This window comes from Deltaproteobacteria bacterium (genome assembly GCA_011773515.1).
Classification (GTDB): Bacteria; Desulfobacterota; Deferrimicrobia; order J040; family J040; genus WVXK01.
On sequence record WVXK01000027.1, the window covers coordinates 19,774 to 40,006 of the forward strand.

Annotated in this window: 17 protein-coding genes and 1 pseudogene; 17 read left to right on the top strand and 1 reads right to left on the bottom strand. The window is 57.1% G+C overall.

Going from position 1 to position 20,233, the window contains the following annotated elements; translation table 11 throughout:
• Positions 1-294 precede the first annotated feature (294 nt).
• Complete coding sequence (locus GTN70_03465) at positions 295-1,074, top strand: hypothetical protein (GenBank protein ID NIO16048.1); 780 nt, start codon at positions 295-297, stop codon at positions 1,072-1,074.
• Positions 1,075-1,228: 154 nt separating this feature from the next.
• Here GTN70_03465 and GTN70_03470 read toward each other — a convergent pair whose 3' ends face one another.
• Positions 1,229-1,795 (bottom strand): hypothetical protein, encoded by a 567-nt coding sequence (locus tag GTN70_03470; GenBank protein NIO16049.1) that lies wholly within the window; start codon positions 1,793-1,795, stop codon positions 1,229-1,231.
• Positions 1,796-2,024: 229 nt separating this feature from the next.
• Here GTN70_03470 and GTN70_03475 point away from each other — a divergent pair, with 229 nt between their 5' ends.
• The 16 genes and pseudogenes from GTN70_03475 (at position 2,025) to metW (ending at position 20,063) form a co-directional block, all read left to right on the top strand.
• Positions 2,025-2,846: a site-2 protease family protein gene (locus GTN70_03475; GenBank protein ID NIO16050.1), complete on the top strand. Its 822-nt coding sequence runs from the start codon at positions 2,025-2,027 to the stop codon at positions 2,844-2,846.
• Between the two features lie 53 nt (positions 2,847-2,899).
• On the top strand, positions 2,900-4,597 hold the full coding sequence (locus GTN70_03480; GenBank protein NIO16051.1) for an ATP-binding cassette domain-containing protein: 1,698 nt from the start codon (positions 2,900-2,902) through the stop codon (positions 4,595-4,597).
• Between the two features lie 5 nt (positions 4,598-4,602).
• A complete protein-coding gene (locus tag GTN70_03485; GenBank protein ID NIO16052.1) occupies positions 4,603-6,396 on the top strand; it encodes an ATP-binding cassette domain-containing protein in 1,794 nt (597 codons plus the stop codon).
• Between the two features lie 28 nt (positions 6,397-6,424).
• The gene (locus tag GTN70_03490; protein NIO16053.1) at positions 6,425-7,318 is read left to right on the top strand and encodes a phosphoribosylaminoimidazolesuccinocarboxamide synthase; all 894 of its coding nucleotides are present in this window, start codon (positions 6,425-6,427) and stop codon (positions 7,316-7,318) included.
• Positions 7,315-8,754: an acetyl-CoA carboxylase biotin carboxylase subunit gene (locus GTN70_03495; GenBank protein ID NIO16054.1), complete on the top strand. Its 1,440-nt coding sequence runs from the start codon at positions 7,315-7,317 to the stop codon at positions 8,752-8,754. The genes GTN70_03490 and GTN70_03495 overlap by 4 nt, the downstream gene beginning before the upstream one ends.
• A 45-nt stretch (positions 8,755-8,799) precedes the next feature.
• Positions 8,800-10,827, top strand: coding sequence for a biotin attachment protein (locus tag GTN70_03500; protein NIO16055.1), 2,028 nt, complete (start codon positions 8,800-8,802; stop codon positions 10,825-10,827).
• A gap of 76 nt (positions 10,828-10,903) precedes the next feature.
• Complete coding sequence (locus tag GTN70_03505; GenBank protein ID NIO16056.1) at positions 10,904-12,160, top strand: hypothetical protein; 1,257 nt, start codon at positions 10,904-10,906, stop codon at positions 12,158-12,160.
• A gap of 1 nt (position 12,161) precedes the next feature.
• The gene (locus GTN70_03510; protein ID NIO16057.1) at positions 12,162-12,608 is read left to right on the top strand and encodes a GNAT family N-acetyltransferase; all 447 of its coding nucleotides are present in this window, start codon (positions 12,162-12,164) and stop codon (positions 12,606-12,608) included.
• A gap of 7 nt (positions 12,609-12,615) precedes the next feature.
• Entirely contained in the window at positions 12,616-12,858 is a 243-nt protein-coding gene (locus GTN70_03515; protein ID NIO16058.1) for a DUF3553 domain-containing protein, read from the top strand.
• Between the two features lie 40 nt (positions 12,859-12,898).
• On the top strand, positions 12,899-13,288 hold the full coding sequence (locus GTN70_03520; protein ID NIO16059.1) for a hypothetical protein: 390 nt from the start codon (positions 12,899-12,901) through the stop codon (positions 13,286-13,288).
• Between the two features lie 21 nt (positions 13,289-13,309).
• Positions 13,310-13,723 (top strand): Hsp20 family protein, encoded by a 414-nt coding sequence (locus GTN70_03525; GenBank protein NIO16060.1) that lies wholly within the window; start codon positions 13,310-13,312, stop codon positions 13,721-13,723.
• Between the two features lie 10 nt (positions 13,724-13,733).
• Positions 13,734-16,130, top strand: a complete 2,397-nt coding sequence (lon, locus tag GTN70_03530) for an endopeptidase La (protein ID NIO16061.1) — start codon at positions 13,734-13,736, stop codon at positions 16,128-16,130.
• A complete protein-coding gene (locus GTN70_03535; protein NIO16062.1) occupies positions 16,108-17,394 on the top strand; it encodes a redoxin domain-containing protein in 1,287 nt (428 codons plus the stop codon). The genes lon and GTN70_03535 overlap by 23 nt, the downstream gene beginning before the upstream one ends.
• Positions 17,391-17,981: a CoA pyrophosphatase gene (locus GTN70_03540; protein NIO16063.1), complete on the top strand. Its 591-nt coding sequence runs from the start codon at positions 17,391-17,393 to the stop codon at positions 17,979-17,981. Before GTN70_03535 ends, GTN70_03540 begins: the two co-directional genes overlap by 4 nt.
• A gap of 375 nt (positions 17,982-18,356) precedes the next feature.
• Positions 18,357-19,458, top strand: a pseudogene (locus GTN70_03545) (homoserine O-acetyltransferase).
• On the top strand, positions 19,449-20,063 hold the full coding sequence (gene metW / locus GTN70_03550) for a methionine biosynthesis protein MetW (protein NIO16064.1): 615 nt from the start codon (positions 19,449-19,451) through the stop codon (positions 20,061-20,063). The pseudogene GTN70_03545 and the gene metW overlap by 10 nt, the downstream one beginning before the upstream one ends.
• The last annotated feature ends 170 nt before the right edge of the window (positions 20,064-20,233 follow it).

Consider the following 20,233-nt stretch of genomic DNA (forward strand, 5'->3'; position numbering starts at 1 on the left):
TTTTGATCTAAGATCTGTGCGCCCGGAACTCTTAAACTAGGAACTGGCTTTCTTCCCCCTCCCCTTCTGTTCCTTCGCCCTTCTCTTTCTTGCCTTCTCCCTCCTTTTGCGCCGCCTCTTGATCTCTTTTTTTCTTTCCGTTACCACTGAATACCCCCTTTGCCTGTCCGTCTGTATCCGAATGCTAAAGTTTCAAAAGGTTCAGGACGATAAAACGATCGTTGATAATTATTCGCGATTAATGTTCGCTTTTGGCAAGGAGATTATAACACACTCATATTTGGGGGAAGGATAATGAGAAAATTTTTCGCTTTTTCCTGTATCCTCGCGGCGGCAGCGGTCCTGTCCGCCTGGCCGGCTGGAGACTGCCTCGCGGAGAAAAGTTTCGAGGTCGGCGCGAGGGGGTATTACTGGGACACGAGTCTCGACGCGACGATGCAGACAGAGCCCGACCCGGAGATCGATCTCAAGGACGATCTGAACATAGATGACGAGGCATTTTTCAACGGGGAAGTCTTCTTCCGGTGGGGAAGACACCATTTTACCGTCGCTTACACGACGGTTTCCCACAGCGGTTCCTCCACGGATGGGTTCATATTCAACGGAATCCCTTTCACCGGGACCGTCGATTCGGATCTCGAATACGACCTGATCGATGGAATCTACCAGTACGACCTGGTCAAGTTCAACCCGGTGATCGCCACGTTCAACCTCGGGCTCCTGCTGCAGGTGAAGTATATCGATGGATTTGTCCAGGTCGCCGGTGATGTCCCCGGTTTCGGCATCACGGTGGAAAAAGAATCCTACTCGGCGCCGGTACCGATGGTCGGAGTCGGAGCGGGCGTCGGAATAATCGACAATGCCGTTGTGCTGGAAGCCCGCGCTTCCGGGCTCGAATATTCCGGAGACAGGGCCATAGACGGCCAGGGGATGCTGGTATTTGCTCCCCCCTTCATTCCCTTCCTGAAGGTCTTCGGCGGGTACAGGATACTCGATGTGAAAGTGGACGAGGGCGGATTTAAAATCGACTACACGCTCGACGGATTTTTCGGGGGGCTCCAGCTCAGCTTCTGAAACCAGTTTCGCGTTTCAAGTTTCTCGTTTCTCGTTCAACCGGAAACCGTAAACCGGCAACCGTTAACCGTGAACTGTTCTTATTCCGCATTCCGAATTCCCAATTCCGCATTACCATCCGCCGTGTGGATTGTCCTGTATCCCGGATTGCCGCTTATTTCCTCACGCTGAACTCACACCCGCAGTAGTTTTGCCTGTAGAGGCCGTATTCTTTCGACAGGGCGAGGCTCTTTTTGAACCCCTCGTTTTTTTTCAGGTCCAGCTCGATGAAGAAGAGACCATGTTTCTCCCCCATTTCCCTCCCCGATTCGTTGACCATGTCCGCATTTTTGTGGGGGGAGACGGTCAGTACCGTGGTGAAGGCGTCGATGCCCATGCGGGCCGCCATCTTCGCCGTTTCCTCGAGGCGCATTCTGATGCAGATCCTGCACCGCTCGCCTTTTTCCGGCTGTGCCTCGAACCCCTGGATGGCTTCGTACCAGGCACCGTGGTCACGCTTTCTCCTGGAAAGGTCGAAGGGGAGGGACGAAGCGAGCCTCTCCGCTTCCCGGAGCCGCTTTTCATACTCCGCCTGCGGCCATATGTTGGGGTTGTAGAAGAAACCCATGACCGATCCGAATGCTTCCCTGATCGCCTGGACGCCATAGGCAGCGTCGGGTGCGCAGCAGATGTGGATAAGCGTATGGTCGGGCAGGTTATCGGGGGCCCGCACTATCTTCATTGTGCCTCCAGGGGGGGTCCTTCTTATTATATGCCATACGGCGGTAAAGGGGGAACCCGTTTTCCCGCCAACCGCCGGTACGGCTTGCCCCGATAGTTTCGGGACACCCCCCTTTTCCCTTTGAAACTTTAATCTCGATGGGTGAAACTAAAAAGGGAGAGAGGGCAGGGCTTCCGACCGTCTGCATTCTCCCTTCTCCTGTGATAATCTGCCTGAGGGATAGAAAACCATGAGAAGGAACAAAACAAATATCATACTCTTCGTCCTGACCCTTATCTCGACGACCGTTGCCGGGGCTTTCCTCTCCGGGGTGAACCCCTTTTCAGATTTCTCCAAGGCCTACTACGGGCTCATGTTTTCCATACCCCTCATGTCGATCCTGGTGGTCCACGAACTCGGTCACTACATCGCCGCGCGGTACCACCGGGTCATGGTCACGCCGCCCTACTTTATCCCCGCCCCCTCCATCATCGGTACCTTCGGGGCCTTCATCAAGATAAAATCGCCCCTTCCCGACCGCAACGCCCTCATCGACATAGGAGCAGCAGGTCCCCTGGCGGGAATCGCCGTTGCCATACCCGTGCTTGTCATCGGCCTCGTTCAATCGGAGGCGCAGGAGGTGGTCAACCTGAGCGGCATATCCCTCGGCACCTCGATACTCTTTGACTTTCTCACCAGGCTGATCCACGGTACCGTTCCCGAGGGGTATGATATCGTCCTCCATCCCGTTGCCTTCGCGGGGTGGATCGGCATGCTCGTTACGGCCCTCAACCTTCTGCCGGTAGGCCAGCTCGATGGGGGACACATCGCCTACGCCCTCTTCGGGCAGAGGTATTCCGGCGTCTCCCGCGTATTCCCGATCCTGCTCATTCCCATGGGCATGCTGTGGGAAGGATGGGTCATCTGGGCGATCCTGCTCATATTGCTCGGAACCGGCCATCCACCGCCCATGGACGTGGAGACGGAGCTGACCAGGGGAAGGAAGATCGCCGGGTATCTCTCCCTGGTCACGTTTATCCTCTGCTTTACGCCCGTGCCGGTTAGGTTTTGAATCCTTCAAAGGGGAGATGAAAGATAAAAGACATCCATCTCATGATCGAATATATGAAGAGGAGAAAGGACAGGTACGCCCTTTTTTCCGTTCTCCGCTTTCTTTCCAGCCTGACGGGCCTCTTCGTCCCGTGGTATCTGAAAAGCGCCGTCGACTCCATGAAGATCGAGGGGGGCACGCCCCTGTTCATCGATGCCCTCTTGCTCATGCTTTTGTTCGCTTTTCTCCAGGGATTGTTCAGGTTTTTCGGGAGGAGGGGGTTTCTCGTCCTCGCCCGGGACATCGAAGGGGATATCCGGGATGACCTGTTTCGGAAAGTGGTGAACGCCCCCTACCCCTTTTACGATAGGTTCGCAACGGGTGACATCATGTCCCGGGCGGTAAACGACCTGAACGCCATATGGCTCCTCCTCGGGCCCGGTTTCCTCACGCTCATCGGCACGGCATTTACCTATGTGATCGGGGTTTTCTTTCTCCTCAGGATAGACCCGTTCTTGACCCTCCTCGTTCTCGTTCTCATTCCGTTAGCGGCCCTCTTCGGGAGGGTCTACAGCAGGCGGCTCTACCGGCTTCACCGGTCGGCCCAGGAAACGCTCTCTCTTCTGTCGGACCGGTTGAACAACTTCATCACCGGCATTCGCATCATCAAGTCCTACACCATGGAGGATTTCGTCGCCGGGGAGTTTTCGCACACCTCCGAAGATTACTGCGACAAAAACATAGAGGTTTCAAAGGTCTCCGCCCTGTTTCACGGCACCTTCGCGGCGGCGACGGGTTTCGGCGTCCTCCTGGTGCTCGCCGTCGGCGGGCTGTTCGTTATCCAGGGCAGGATCTCCCTCGGGGGGTTTGTGGCCTTCACCTCCTACATAGGGATTCTTTCCTATCCCGCCATCGCCGTGGGCTGGATAATCAACCTCTACCAGCGGGGAACCTCTGCGGCCGGGAGGATACGTGAGCTGATGGAGATGGAGGAGGAGCCGGGTGGTGCGGAGGAGGATGAAGGGATCATGACCCTGGAACTCGAGGGAGTTACGTTCTCCTACATCGAAGGCGGTTCGCCCGTTCTGGATGGCCTGGATCTGCGGGTCGAGAAAGGAGAGGCCGTGGGGATCACGGGCCTCACCGGTTCCGGGAAAAGCACGATCGTAAAGCTCCTCCTCGGGTTTTACCAGCCCCGTTCCGGGAAGATCCGGATAAACGGAAAGCCCCTGGCATCTTTCAAAAAGGGGTGGCTCAGGAGGAAGGTAGGGGTGGTCTTCCAGGACCCCCACCTTTTTTCCGATACCGTCCTGGAGAACATATCCTTTCCCCTCGATGAGCCGAGCTTCGACCGATCGGTCGCGTGTGCCGCGATGGCCTCCGTGGACCGGGAGATAGAAACCTTTCCCGGGCAATACCAGGCGGTAATCGGAGAGAGGGGCGTTACCCTCTCGGGAGGGCAGAAGCAGAGGCTCACCCTTGCCCGAACGATCTGCCACGAGAGCGAGCTGATCGTGCTCGACGACTCCTTCTCCTCCGTCGACGGGAGGACGGAGAAGAACATTATCGGCAACCTCATGAAGCTCAAGGGCACCAGGACGATCATCCTCATCTCCCACCGCCTCTCTGCCCTCTCTCTCTGCGACCGGATCCTGGTAATGGACGAAGGAAAGGTGATCGAGGAGGGGACCGAGGAGGCACTTCTGAAGAGAGGGGGGCTCTTTTACCGCTTTTCCGTGAGACAGTCTCTTGAAGGACTCGGGGAGAGGTGACGGCCATGCGAAGGGTAGACGTCCACGATAAGGTCTCCGTGAAAGATATCGACTTGAGGATGACATTGCGGCTTCTTTCCTTTGTCAGGCCCCACCGCCTGCTCGTTGTCATCGCCCTCGCAGCCATGGCCCTGGCCACGGGTTTCAACCTGCTCCAGCCCTATATCATAAAACTCGTGATAGATGAGAACCTCGTGAAGGGCTCTCTCGCCGGTTTTTACGGGTACGTCGTGCTCTTTGGCGTCGCGGTGATAGGAAGGAATGTCTTCTCCTACCTTCAGATGGTCATCGTCACCACGCTGGGACAGCGGGTGATCCTCGATATGAGGAAGAGGCTCTTTAAGAAAGTCCTCGAGCTGCCTCTATCCTTCTACGACAGGAACCCGACGGGGAGGATCATCACGCGCCACATCTCCGACATCGAAGCGGTGAACGAGATGATTTCGTCGGGCCTGGTTTCCGTGATAGGCGACCTGGTCATGGTCCTCTCGATCGCGGTGATCCTTCTCCTTCTGGACCGGAGCCTGTTCCTCTATACCCTCATCTCCATTGTCCTCCTCCTTGTCTTCGCCCATTTCATGAAGGTAAGGCTGCGGGAGACGAACAGGGCTCTGAGGCAGAACACCGCCAAGATGAACGCCTTCCTGCACGAGTACATAGCGGGTATCGGCGTTGTCAAGGGATTCGGGAGAGAGGAGAAGATACGGCGGAAATTCAGGGTTCACAACGACGATTTCAAGCGCGCCGGAATGAAGCTGTCCACCCTGTACTCCGTGTACTTCCCGGGCGTGGAGTTCATCTCCGCTCTCGCCCTGGTAATCGTCCTCTTCAAGGGAGGGCTCGGGGTAATCGGCGGGACGATCACCATCGGCACCGTCATCGCTTTTGCCGGCTATCTCGAAAAGTTTTTCGGCCCCGTGAAGGATATGAGCGACAAGTACAACATCCTCCAGTCAGCCCTGGCGTCATGCGAGAGGATCTTTACCATTCTGGACATGAAATCCTCTCCCGAGTACGGCTCGCCCCCCGCATCGATGCGACTCCCCCATCCCGAAGAGGGGGGAACCGCAGAGGGCGCTCCCCTGATCGAATTCAGGAATGTTGAGTTCGATTATGGCGGGGAAGAGGTTCTCAGGACATTTTCGCTCTCCATCGACCAGGGAGAGAAAGTGGCCATCGTCGGCCCGACGGGCGCCGGAAAAACAACGATAGTGAACCTTTTGCTCGGTTTTTACCACCCCCGGGAAGGAGAGATTCTCTACGCGGGGAGAGACATTCGAACCCTGGACATCGGCGGTCTGCGGCGAAAGGTAGTGCTGATACCCCAGGAACCATTTCTCTTCAACGGCACCGTTTTGGACAATATCCTTGGCGGGGAGGAGCTCGATGAGGCCTGGCTCGATGTTACGCTCAAGAGCTGCGGCATCGTCAGGTTCGTTGAGAACCTTCCCGATGGCCTGAATACTTTTGTGGGTGAACGGGGAAGCAGGTTTTCGGCCGGGCAGAGGCAGCTCGTTTCCTTTGCGCGGGCTATCTACCACCGCCCGGAGGTGCTCATTCTCGACGAGGCGACGGGGAACATAGATCCGGAGACCGAGCACGACGTCACCTCGGCGATCAAAAAAATGATGGAGGGAAAAACATCCATCGTCATCGCCCATCGCCTTCAGACGGTGGTGGAATGTGATAAAATCGCTGTAGTTATGAATGGGAAGGTTGCCGAAGAGGGGCCGCATGGAGCGCTGCTTCGTGCGAAGGGATACTACAGCGCGCTTTACGGTCTGCAGATAACTTCTTAGGATAAAAGAGCTTTCGTGGAGGGGCGGCATGCATGCCGGCACGGTGTATCAAACCGATATTCGCGATTTGAAGCTGTTTGCCAGGGGAAAGGTTCGGGATATTTACGACCTGGGGGAGGAGCTTTTGATCGTGGCAACCGACAGGATTTCCGCTTTCGATGTTGTCCTCCCCGCCGGTATCCCCGGCAAAGGCAAGGTCCTGACGGCCCTCTCCCTTTTCTGGTTCGATTACCTGAAAGACATCGTTGGCAACCATCTCATAACGGCAGACGTGGCCCGGTATCCCCGGCCGGCAAGGAAATACGCAGAGGAGCTCGACGGCAGGTCGATGCTGGTGAGGAAGGCGAACCCCTTTCCCGTTGAATGCGTGGTGCGGGGGTACCTCTCGGGCTCGGGATGGATCGAGTACCGGGAGTCGGGGAGCGTGTGCGGCGTCGACCTCCCCGGGGGGATGAGGGAGTCGGGCAAGCTGGCGGAGCCGATTTTTACCCCCGCCACCAAGGAGGCGGTGGGAGATCACGATATCAACATCTCCTTCGAGGAGATGATAGCCATAACGGGTTTCGACGTTGCTTCACGGCTCAGGGAAAATTCCCTTGCCCTGTACGGCAAAGCCAGCGAGTACGCCCACGGGAAGGGGATAATAATTGCCGACACGAAGTTTGAATTCGGCCTCTACCGCGACGAGGTGATTCTCATCGACGAGGTCCTGACACCCGACTCTTCCCGGTTCTGGCCCGCTTCTCAATACGCGCCGGGCAGGGCTCAGGACAGTTTCGACAAGCAGTACGTGAGGGACTACCTTTTGACCCTCGACTGGGACAGGCAGGCACCGGGCCCCGAACTTCCCGGGGATGTCATAGGGGCAACGGCTGAAAAGTACAGAGAGGCGTTACGAATTATAACGGGGGCAGAGACATGAGCGGATTCAAGAAAGTATTCATTGCGAACAGGGGGGAAATTGCCTGCAGGGCCATACGGCCGATGCGGGAGCTGGGTATCAAGGCCGTCGTGGGGTATTCGGACTGCGACGAGCTTTCGCTTCACGTGAGGCTGGCTGATGAGGCCGTTCGCCTCGGGCCCTCCCCGGCGAACATGAGTTACCTGGATATCGATTCTGTCGTGCGTGCTGCGAAGAACACGGGCTGCGAAGCGGTTTTCCCCGGATACGGTTTCCTGGCAGAAAACCCGGATTTCGTCGAGGCGTGCGAACAGGCCGGCCTGGTCTTTATCGGACCCTCTCCTTCGGTTATGCGCATGCTGGGCGACAAAATAGCGGCCCGCCGCGCCTTCTTGGCCGCGGGGGTTCCCGTTGTACCCGCTATCGAGGATGTGGGAAATGCCCAGGATGTGAAAGATTTCGGGAAAAAAATCGGCTACCCCCTCATCATAAAAGCCGCAGCGGGCGGAGGCGGCAAGGGGATGAGGAAGGTCCTATCGGAGGAGGAAGTAGAAGATGCCTGTGAAGAGGCGCGATCCGTCGCGAAAAAAAGCTTTGGTGATGACAGGATATATGCGGAGAAGTTCATCGAGGGAGGGAGGCACATTGAATTTCAATTTCTCGTCGATGCTATGGGCAATGCCATACACCTGGGCGAGCGGGAGTGTTCGATACAGCGTCACCATCAGAAGCTCATAGAAGAGGCGCCGAGCAGCTACCTGACCGCCCGTCAGAGGAAGGAGATCGGAAACATGGTCGCCCGTGCGATGAGGGAGATCGGTTACACATCGGCGGGAACGATGGAGTTTCTCTTCGATGAACGGGGGAACTATTATGCCCTCGAGGTGAACGCGAGGATCCAGGTGGAGCACACCGTTACGGAAATGATCAGCGGGATCGACATTATACGGAAGATGATCAGGATCGCTGCCGGGCGGCCCCTCGTTATGTTTCAGGAAGACGTGATCCTCCGGGGGCACGCCATCCAGTGCAGGATAAACGCTGAGGACCCGAAAAAGAACTTTGCGCCCTCCTTCGGGAAGGTAACCTTCCTGCGGCAGGTGAGCGGACCCTTCGTGAGGACGGAATCGGGGATTTACCAGGGATGGACGGTTCCCGCCTACTACGATTCCCTGATCTCGAAGATATGCGCCGTGGGCAAGGACAGGGAAACGGCAATCCAGAGAATGAAGCGCGCCCTCATGGAATACGAACTCTGGGGGATAAAAACCACCATTCACCTCCTGGAGAATATCCTCGACCACCCTTCCTTCGCCGAGGGCAAAATCACGACGAGTTTCATAGAAGATAATCTCCAATCACTCACCCGTTACCTTGACGAGGAGGAGGAGGTCTTCAAGATCGCCCACCTGATAGCGGAGGTATCTGCCCAGGGGAAGAACCGGCATGTCTTCTGATGCCGAAGCGCAGGGAATACTCAAGAAAGGAGGCTTTGCAAGGAGATGCATGGAACGAGCAGAGACAGGACGCCGAAGGAAATTATCAAGGATCTCAGGGAATCGGGGAAGGTATACCTGACGAGCACCGGACCAAGGGATACGGGACAATCTGATTTCAAGAACAGGATCACCATGTTCGATCTGCGGAGGCTGGCGCCGGTGTACAACAGGACCGGGTATTTTTCCGTGGAGCTTCACGGGGGTGCCCGGTTTCACCAGGATCTGCTGAACAACAAGATAAGCCCCTTCGAGGAGGTGAAGGAATGGCGTCGCCTGATGCCCGACGTGCTGACGCAGACGCTCATCAGGGCCACCAACGTGTGGGGCTACAGGATGTACCCGCGAAACGTCATCGAGCTGGCCGTTTTGTCGTTCGCTCCCTATATCGACGTCTGGCGTTGCTTTGACTTTCTAAATTACATTCCCAACATGGCGCCCATCGCCGAAACCGTCATCCGGGAGGGAAAGATATTCGAGCCCGCAATTTCCTTCACGGAATCCCCCGAGTGCACCGATGAATACTACCTGGGCCTCGTTGGCGATATCGTGCGGCTCTCGGGGGGAGTGGATTCGATAATCCTCTGCATCAAGGACATGGCAGGGGTGGGATCGCCGAAGAGGATACACCGCCTCGTTTCGGCGATTCTCGATGCCTATCCGGAGATGGTGATTCAGTACCACCGCCACTCCACCGACGCGCTGGCGATTCCCGCTATCGCCGAGGCAGCCAAGGCAGGGGCGATCCTCTTCGATACCACCGATGATGCATTCTCCCGTTTCTACGGCCACCCTCCCGTGAGGCCCCTGGCATCCTACCTGAAGGAACTCGGATTCGATGTGGTCCTGGACACGGATTGCGCAGATGAGGCATCGGATGTGGTCAGAACGTTTATGCGCAGCTACGATTCATTCGAGTCGCCCTACAAGGGTTTTTCCTTCGACGTGAAGCAGCACAGGATGCCCGGCGGCGCATTTCCCAGCTCCTTCGAGCAGGCAGAAAAGGGCGGGTTTCTCGACCTGATGCCGTCCATCCTCAAAGGAATGTCCTACGGGAACAGGATAATCAAGTATTTCGACGTGACACCGGGGTCCCAGATTACCTGGACGACCTGGGCCGGGCTCATCCAGCGCTTCAATAAGGAAGAGGGTGCCCAGGGGGTTGCGAAGCTCTTCGAGTCACTCAGGAGCTATTTCGACGGGGGCGAGGACTTCGACGGCCTGGATGAGGAAGATGCGGAGCGGTTGTTGAGGATGTATTCCCATGCTACCGATGATCTGAAAAATCTCCTCCTCGGAAGGTACGGACCGCTGCCCTTCGGATGGCCCGAGGACTGGGTTTACCGGAGCGTGTTCGGGGAAGACTTCAAAGATATAGTTGACCGGGAACGCATAGAGGCGTCGCCCCTGGATCGGCTCCCGCCGGAAAATCTCGAATCCGCCAGGGCAAGCTGTGATCGTGACATAGAGCGCAGATCCACGGATGAGGAGTTCGTGCTCTACCTGATGCATCCACAGGCGACGGTGGATTTTATCGAATTCAGGGAATTTTACGGGTATACCGACCTCCTGCCGACGCCGGTGTGGCTCCACGGGCTCAAGAATCCCGGAGATACAGTCCATTTTCGCATGGAAAACAAGCCCCACGTTATCGAGCTCATATCCGTCGGCGAGGGCGTGAAGGGTATCAAGCACGTGGTTCTCTCCGTGGATAATGTGATGCATGTTTTCGAAGTGGAAATGCCCGACGTGGTTCCCCAGAAGATCCTCCGGAAGGCAAGGCCCGGAGTCGTCGGCGAGGTAGCGTCTCCGGTCAAGGGAACGGTGTGGAGAATCGGATCGAAGGACAGGCAGCTCAACGAGGGAGACCTCGTGAAAGCGGGGGAGGAGATTTTGAACATCGAGGTGATGAAAACGGAAAATGCCGTAAAGACACCCCTCTCCGGCCTGATCAAGGAGATTTGCGTTTCGCTGAACGAGAACGTGGAGGAGGGACAGCTGCTGATCGTGATAGAGGAGGAAAAGGACGATTAACGCTCTGTCGCATTTCCCGGGGGAGGTCCGATGATTCCCCTGGCGTATCCAGGGTGCATGGGCGGACCCTGATTGTATGAATGCTGTAGAGAGAAAAAAGATTACCGTGTCAGTTATCGGAGGAGGACCCTCGGGCTCTTCGGCGGCGATACGGCTCCTCAAGAGATGCGCCGAGGAGGGGCTCGATCACCGGGTGCTCCTCTTCGAAGGCAAGGACTTCGACATCCACTACAATCAGTGCGCGGGCGTTCTGGCTCCCCCCATCGAGAGCATCATGCGGCAGGAGCTCGACGTCGAGCTGCCCCTTGCCCTCTACAAGCGGCAGATAAGGGGATACCGGCTCTACGCGGGAGGAAAAGATGTCCTCCTCGTCGGCGAGCGGCGGGGCGGCCCCCACTTCGCCGTCAGGCGGGTCAAGTTCGACCGGTATATGCTGGAAAAGGTGAGGGAGTTCGGTGCCGAGGTTATCCAGAGCCGCGTCGAGGGGATCGAGTTCTACGCGGGAAGGCAGGGGGGGAAGTCGGTGATCTACTCGGAGGAGGGGACCTTCTTATCGGATTACGTTATCGGCGCGTTCGGTCTCGATGACGGGATGCTCGACATCTTCGAGGAGTCCACCGGGACCTACAGAAAGCCGGAAAAGTTCATGACCTCCTACGTGACGAAGTTCCACACCGACAGGAAGTTCATCGAAAAAAAGCTCGGCGACATCATATACGCATTTCTCTACCCCCCCGTCTCTCCCCGGGTGGAGTTCGGGGCGATAACCCCGAAGGGGGATCACGTCGTCGTAAACATTGCCGGTGTGGGTATCACGGTGGATGATTTTTTGAAGTTTCTCGAGCGAAGGGAGGTCAGGGAGTACCTTCCGCCGGTCGAGCCGGACCTTTTCGAGATCTACCGGGGAAAGTTCCCCGCCTCTCCGGCGAGGGGAGTAACGGGGCCCTGCTACGTGGTGACGGGGGATGCGACGGGGTTTTTGCGGCCCTTCAAGGGGAAGGGGATTACCACCGCCGTTCTCACGGGTATTTACGCGGGGGATGCCGTTATCGACCATCACCTGCGGGGCGTGAGTCTCGATTCCTACGAAGCACGGTGCAGGGAGTTCATGGGCGACTACATTTACGGGACGGGAGTGAAGGCGCTGGCGAGCATCGCGTCCAAGATAGGAGCCCTCAGCTCGATTCTCGAGGCATCAAAGACGGACAGGGGGCTCTACGAGGCCCTTTTCAACTCCGTTTCGGGGGACAGCTCCTTCAAGAATATATTGAAAACCAACTTTACCATGAAAACGGTGTTGAACGTCATGAAGCTCAGATTGAGAGAGGTCTGATATGAAAGGCAAGGCGAAGGTGCGGAAAATGACGGTGAACGACGTTGCGGCTGTGCTCTCGATAGATGAAAAGATTACCGGCGAGCCCCACGAGGCACAGTGGGAGTCAAGGATTCTCGACCACATCACCTCCAATCCCCTGGGTTGCCTCGTGGCGGAGGTGGATGGGCAGGTAGCGGGATTTATCATCTCCGATATCCGGGGCTGGGAATTTGGCATCCCCAAGTGCGGCTGGATAGAGATCGTCGGCGTCGACCCTGACATGAGGATGCGGGGCGTTGCACGGGCTCTTATCGATGGCCTGGCCGATTTCTTCAAGATGAACGGTGTCAGTGACGTCAAAACGATGATAGACTGGAACGACGGAGGACTGGTAAGCTTTTTCAGGGCCCTTGGCTTTGGCAGGTCTGAGTTCATCGTGCTCGAGAAGGAGCTCGGGGAAGGTTGATTGGGTCATGAAGACATACAAAAAACTCTTCCTGAAGACCGGGGACCTCATCGTTCACGTGCGCCAGCCCCAGTGGGGCATAGGCGAGGTGGTCGAGTCGACGGTGTCGGTGCTCGACGGCGGCGGCTGTTACGTCAAGGTCGTCTTCGACGATGGCGACCTGAGGATATTCAATAACGACTTCGACAGCGAATGGTGCTGTTACTACTTCGGGATAAGGAAATGTGACGATAACGGCAGAGTCTACTGAGCCCCCCTCGCACGTCCATGCCTGCAAGGAGCGATATCTGGTGGGAGGACGAAACATTTCCAAAGTTGACCTTCTGGGACTTGCCCTCATAGCTCTTTTTTCCCTGTGGGGGCTGTTTCTTCTGTTTGCCCAATCGACAAATCCAGACAAGCGGGAAGGACCGGCCGATGATTCAACCGCCCTGGTATCCAGGGCGGCCGGCCTGGAAGTTTCCGGGAACATCCAGGGGGCCCTTGCGCACTACCGGGATGCCATCGACCTCAGGCCTTCCCTCTGTGACCCCAAGTCCGGGGACTTTCTCGGGAGGGGGTTCGAGGAAAAGATAAACGCTTGGATACGGGGCCTGAAAAAAGGGGAGATCGAGAACACGGAGGGGGCCCTTGAGAACGCAGCGTATATTTTCAGAAAGTTGAACGGCGGCTGCGGATGAACAGCAGGTTCGGGGGATGCAATGAGGAGGAAAAAGATATATTTCGATCCCTTCGATGATTTCCTTCGGGTCTTCTCCGATGGGCTCGTCCAGGGAGAGAGGGGGAGGGAGGAGAGCCCCTGGCGCCCGGGGGTGGACATATACGAAATCGAGAAAGGCATCATCATCGTCGTAGAGCTGCCCGGGGTGAAGAAGGAAAACCTCGAGATCAGCCTGGATGAAGACTACCTCATCATCGAGGGCAGACGCTACGAACCGGTGTATCAGTTTGTCAAGTGCCATCACCGGGAGAGCCTGTATGGAAACTTCAGGCGGACGATAAAACTTCCCCGGAGGATCGACGAGGAAAATATCAAGGCCGAGCTCAGAGAGGGGCTTCTCCTTGTTTACCTTCCTGTAAGGGAGGAGGAGACGGCGAGGATAAGGATAGACTGAAGGGGGGATAATGCCGACCATTCTCAATCCAGACGGTACGAGAGCGCTGCCCAGGCCGGTCAAGCGTGATTTCGGCGAAACCGTCGAGATTCCCGTCCTGCCGATCCGCGAATCGGTGCTTTTCCCGGAGATGATTCTCCCGATGAGGATCGAGGACGAGAGGTCCATACGGCTCGTCGATGATGCCCTGGTGGAGAAAAAGAGGATCGGGGTCCAGGCGGTCATGTCCGATGTGGAGGAGGTGAAGAGGTTCGACAACCTCTATCCCGTGGGGACCCTGGCGAACATACTGAAAAAAATCATGATGCCCGACGGGGCGATCAATATCCTCATCCAGGGGACCGTCCGGTACCGGGCTATGAAGGTTGTCTCCACGGAGCCCTACTTCCAGGTCGTGGCGAACCTCCATGCCGACGAGCCGGTGACGGGGAAGGAGGCGCAGGCGCGGGTCGAGCTGCTGACCAACCTCTTTTCCCAGTTCGTGGACCTTGCGGCCTACCTCCCCCCGGAGCTCAAGATCATGATCGTGAACATAGAGAATCCCGGCCAGCTTGCCGACTTTGCCGTTTCGGGCCTCAAGGTCAGCGTGGCCGAGAAGCAGAAGGTCCTGGAGGAGTTTTCCGTCCTGAAGAGGCTGGACCTGGCCATCTCCATCCTCTCGAACCAGATCGAGGTCATGGAGATAGGCAAAGGGATCGAGGAGAAGGTGAAGGGGGAGATGGACCGCGCCCAGCGGGAATTTTATCTCCGGGAGCAGCTGAAGGCGATCCAGCAGGAACTCGGGATCGTGGACGAGCAGCAGCAGGAAGCGGAGCGGCTGCGAGAGAAGATAGAGCAATCGGGAATGCCCGACGTGGCCCGGAAGGAGGCGGAGGGGGAACTGAAACGCCTTGCCGTCATGCACCCCTCCTCGGCGGAATACGGCGTCATACGGACCTACCTGGAGTGGATGGTCGGATTGCCGTGGCAGGTGGAGACGAAAGATTCGCTCGACATCGGGAGGGCCAGGAAAATCCTCGAAGAGGACCACTACGGCCTCGACAAGGTCAAGGAGAGGATACTCGAATATCTCTCGGTGAAAAAGCTCAAGGAGGAGGCGAAAAGCCCGATCCTGTGCTTCGTGGGGCCACCCGGTGTCGGCAAGACCTCTCTTGGACGGGCAATCGCAAAAAGCCTCCAGAGGAGGTTCATACGCATATCCCTGGGCGGCATGCGCGATGAGGCGGAGATCCGGGGACACAGGAGAACCTACATCGGCGCCATGCCGGGAAAGATAATCCAGGAGATAAAGAGGTGCGGGAGCAGGAACCCGCTGTTCATGATGGACGAAATTGACAAGATCGGCGTCGATTTCCGGGGTGACCCGGCCTCGGCGCTGCTGGAGGCTCTCGACCCGGAGCAGAACAATTCTTTCGCCGACCACTACCTGGGGGTCCCATTCGACCTTTCAAAGGTGCTCTTCATAACGACGGCGAACATCATCCTGCCCATCCCCCCCGCGCTGCGCGACAGGATGGAGGTTATCGAGATCAGCGGCTACACGGTAGAGGAGAAGGTGGAGATAGTCATGCGGCACCTCCTCCCGAGGGTACTGGAGCAGAACGGTCTCACGAAGCGTGACGTGAAGATGACCAGGCGGGCGGTGAGGAAGGTGATCACCGAGTATACGAGAGAGGCGGGGCTGCGAAACCTGGAACGGAGTCTTGCCGCCATCATGAGAAAGATAGCCGTTGGCTTTGCCGAGGGGAAGAGAGACCCGGTCCGCGTGGACGCCGGTGACGTGCCCGGCTACCTGGGGGCCGAGAAATATCTCGACGACGTGCGGGAGAGGACGGCGAAGACGGGCGTCGCCGCCGGACTTGCCTGGACCAGCGTGGGCGGGGAGATCATGTTCGTGGAGGCAACGAAAATGCCCGGGAAGGGAAAGATGGTTCTCACCGGCTCCCTCGGGGAGGTGATGAGGGAGTCGGCCCACATCGCCCTGAGCTATGTGCGCAGCAGGGCGGCGAAGGAAGGCATAGAGAGGGAGGAGTTTGAAACGTCGGACTTGCACATCCACGTTCCCTCCGGTGCGATCCCAAAAGACGGTCCATCCGCGGGGGTCACCATATATTCCGCCCTCTACTCGCTTTTGACCGGACGGCCCGTGAGAAACGACGTGGCGATGACCGGCGAGATAACCCTGCGGGGGTACGTGCTCCCCGTGGGCGGAATTATGGAGAAGGTCCTCGCCGCGAAGCTGGCGGGGATAAGGAGGGTCATCCTGCCCGAGAGAAACAGGAAGGATATCGAGGAGATACCCGAAGCGAGCAGGGCGGGGCTCAATTTCGTCTTCGTAAAAGATATGGATCAGCTCATAGAAAATGTCCTAGCCAGGAGGAGCCATGGGAAAAGACGAGAGAAGTGATCTGCGCAGCCGGGGCCAATCCCGTTTCCCGGCGGCGTGCGCGATTGCCCTGGGCGTTCTCCTCCTATGTTCCGGCTCCTCCGTTGGCGCGGTGAAGCCGGGAGACAAAATTTCACAGCTTTCGGCGAAAACCATCGAGGGCGAGGAGGTGACGATCGATTTTTCAGGCGAGTCTTCGCCGGTCATACTCACCTTCTGGTCCATATACTGCAAGTCCTGCTCGGAGGAGCTGGAAAAGGTTCAGGCTCTCGTGGCGAAGTACGGGCCCGAAGCCGTGAGGGTCTATGCCGTCAACGAGGACTATGACCTGAAGCGGGAACGGGTATCCAGGTTCCTGAGCGACCTCGAGAAGAGGATCGGGAAGAAAAATTTTACCGTCCTGTATGACGAGGAGGCCCGGATATTCAAGACTTTCTCGCTCGTCCACATGCCCACGCTCATCTACATCGACAAGGATGGCGAGGTGAGGGAGATAATCGAGGGGTTCGACCGGGGAAGGCAGAGGGCGGTGATATCGGCGCTGTCCAAGCTCATAGAGGAAGTGACGCCCGAGAGACTGAAGGAGGTGGAGGGGGAAAAGTACTACGAGGTCTCGATCCGCGTGCCCGTGTGCGGCATTTACCGCGAGGGCAAATGGGTCCGGCCCGTTGATGATTCGAGGGAAGACCGGGCAAAATCCCTGGAGCGCGCAACCTCGGTCGCCGAGTACCTGGCCGGCAGGGAGGCGCTCAGGATGGCCCTGGAAGATGTGGGGGTAAACGTAAGCACCGTCAACAAAGAGCCCAGCTGCGTGAATACCTTCGGGATCGAACCGGAGATGTACCTGGGAGGAAAGGACGCCCTCGACCTGTTTGGCGAGACGTTCAACACGCGGCATTTCATCGGCAGGGAAGAGAGCAAGAACAGGGCCGAGGGGAGGTTTATCTGGACCTTCTCCGTCTACAAGGCGAATCTCAGGAAACTCCGTGACAGGGTCATGGAGAAGGGGTACTCTCCCCGTCCCTCTACCTACGTGCTCAAATTCGTCAATGCAGATTTCTTCAATCACACGGAGTTTGCCGAAAAATTGCCGCGCCAGATTCCCCTCATCGGCTCCCTGAAAACCGTATCGAGAGACGGCCAGATCATCGAGGACGAGCTCAGATGCCACATAGCGGATGTGGAGAGCCTGACGCTGGCCCTGGAGGGCCTCAACCTGGAGAGGGAGAGGATTTCTGCGATTTCTCTCGGCGGAAACGTGATCGAGATTCAGTTCCTGCGATGAGCGGTACCTTTATCGAGAAACTGGGGGGCATTCTCAAAGATCCCGGGACAGATCCCGATAGCCCCCACCCGGATCTGCGCGTTGCCTCCGTCCTCGTTCCGCTCGTGGAGTCCCGGGGCACTGTCTCCTTTGTTTTCTCCACGAGGACCGACAGCGTCCCCCACCATAAAGGCCAGATCTGCTTTCCCGGGGGGTCCAGGGAGTCGGGCGACGAGTCGCTTCTTTATACCGCCCTCAGGGAGGCGGAAGAGGAGATGGGGATAAGGAGGGATGACGTGAGGATCCTGGGGAGGATGGAGGCCGTCCCCACGATGACCATGTTTTTCATCACCCCCTACGTCTGCTCAATACCGTCTCACTACAGGTTCACGCCGGATCCCTTCGAGGTAGATGAGATCTTTTATGCCCCCCTCAAGGAGTTTCTCGACTTTGGGCGGTACAGGACGACGGAGACGGTGTTCAAAGGCAGATCCTACCCGGTCTATTTTATCGATTACGGGGAGAGGACGATCTGGGGGGCGACGGCGAAAATCGTGAGAAAACTCGCCGAGCTCGTGAAGGAAAGCGGCCTCGATTCATACCTTTAGGAATTGATTTCCGTGAGACCTTTCGATAGCACCGCGAGTTCTTATTCATATTAACATTGAGGGGTCTCGATACCGTTTGAGGCTATCTGCCTGAAATCCCTATTATTGACATAAAGTAAAAGAGTGTAATACGATTTCCTATTAACCTTTACACCATGTGTTTCACAGAATGGGGATGAAACAGGACATTTTCAGTGTCCCCGGGGCATGCAACCTGACTTGATAGTGAAGACAGGGACGGAGAATGGCTGCCGCGCAGCAGAGGGATGAGACCTTTTTTGACCCGATTTCATCCAATTTCTCGGATGTCCCTTTGGATCGGGGCAGCAAGAAGCATACGCATTGAGAGATGCTTGGCCTGTGGAGGGGCCGTGAATGAAAGGAAAAAAGGGCAGCGTCGGGATCGTTGAGAAGAAATTCTTCACCTTTGCCGACCCCCCGAACGAGTTCGTTCTCGAGTCGGGGAAAAAGCTGGGGCCGATCACGCTCGCATACGAGGCCTACGGGAAGCTGAACGATAAGAGGACCAATACGATCCTGTTGTTTCACGCTCTCTCGGGCGACTCCCACGCCGCGGGGATATATTCCGAGGATGATAAGAAAACGGGATGGTGGGACAACCTCGTCGGCCCGGGGAAGGCATTTGACACGGAAAAGTACTTCGTCGTCTGCGCGAATGTCATCGGCGGCTGCCAGGGGAGCACGGGCCCCTCATCGACAAACCCGGAAACGGGAAAGCCCTACGGGCTGTCGTTCCCCATCATCACCGTACGGGACATGGTGACCGCACAGATGCACCTCCTCGACCATCTCGGGATCGAGAAGGTCTTCGCCGCCGCGGGCGGCTCCATGGGAGGGATGCAGGTTCTCAGGTTTGCCGTTTCCTTTCCCGAAAGGATCGAAATAGCGATCCCGATCGCCACCTCCGCCAGGTCCTCGCCGCAGGGNNGGCGGTGACTACTACGGCGGGGAGGTCCCGAGAAATGGGCTCGCCCTGGCCAGGATGGTGGGCCACATAACCTATCTCTCCGACAAATCGATGCAGGAGAAATTCGGAAGGAAGTTGAGGAACAAGGATAAGCTGTCGTTCGAATTCGACGTCGACTTCGAGGTGCAGAGCTATCTCCGCTACAAGGGGGATACCTTCGTCGACCGGTTTGACCCGAACTCCTACCTCTACATCACCAAGGCGATCGATTATTTCGACCTTACCGTCGAAACGGGCTCCCTCGCAAAGACCTTCGAGAAGGTAAAGGCAAGCCACCTCGTCATTTCATTCAGCGCCGACTGGCTCTATCCCTCCTACCAGTCGAAGGAGATCGTGAGGGCGCTCATGCTGAACGGGGTGGACGTCACCTATTGCGAGATCGATTCAGATTACGGCCACGATGCCTTCCTGCTCGACGAGGGGGAGATATCCGTGGTGATAAAGAACTACCTCGATAACAACGCGAAAAAGCTCGGCATATTCGACTGACCGTGGAAGATACCGTCCGCATAGATTACAGCGTCATCGTGAGGCTCGTGCCGCAGGGTGCAGATGTGCTCGACCTCGGCTGCGGTGACGGCTCACTTCTGGAGAAACTGGAGAAGGAAAGGGGCGTCAGAGGGCGGGGGATAGAGATCTCCGAGGTGGGCGTAAAGCAGTGTATCAGGCGGGGGCTCACCGTACTTCAGGGGGATATCGATGAGGGGTTGCCCGATTACCCGGACAAGTCCTTCGACATCGTGATCCTGAACCAGACGCTCCAGGTGGTCAAGAAGCCGGACCTCGTCCTCTTCGAGATGCTCCGCGTGGGGAAGAAGGGCATCGTCGGATTTCCCAATTTCGGCTACTGGAAGGTACGGGCCAACCTTCTGCTCAGAGGGAGGATGCCGAAGACCCGGTTCCTCCCCTACGAGTGGTACAACACGCCCAACATCCACCTCTGCACGATCAAGGATTTTGAGGCTATCTGCCGGGAAAACGGCATAAAGATCGAAAAGCGCATCTACCTCTCGACGGAGAGGGGGGGGCGGATATTTCGCGGGGCCGCCCCGAACCTTTTCGCGGAGAACGCGGTATTCATCATATCGAGGTGACTCTTCCCCGATAAGGCTGCTGCCAGGCGCTGATCCCTGGCCGGTAACGGACAGCCTTTCGGTTGACATATGCAGAGAGCTGATATATGTGTATAATATTGATCTCGTAGTGGGGCTGTAGCTCAGCTGGGAGAGCGCATGACTGGCAGTCATGAGGTCGAGGGTTCGAT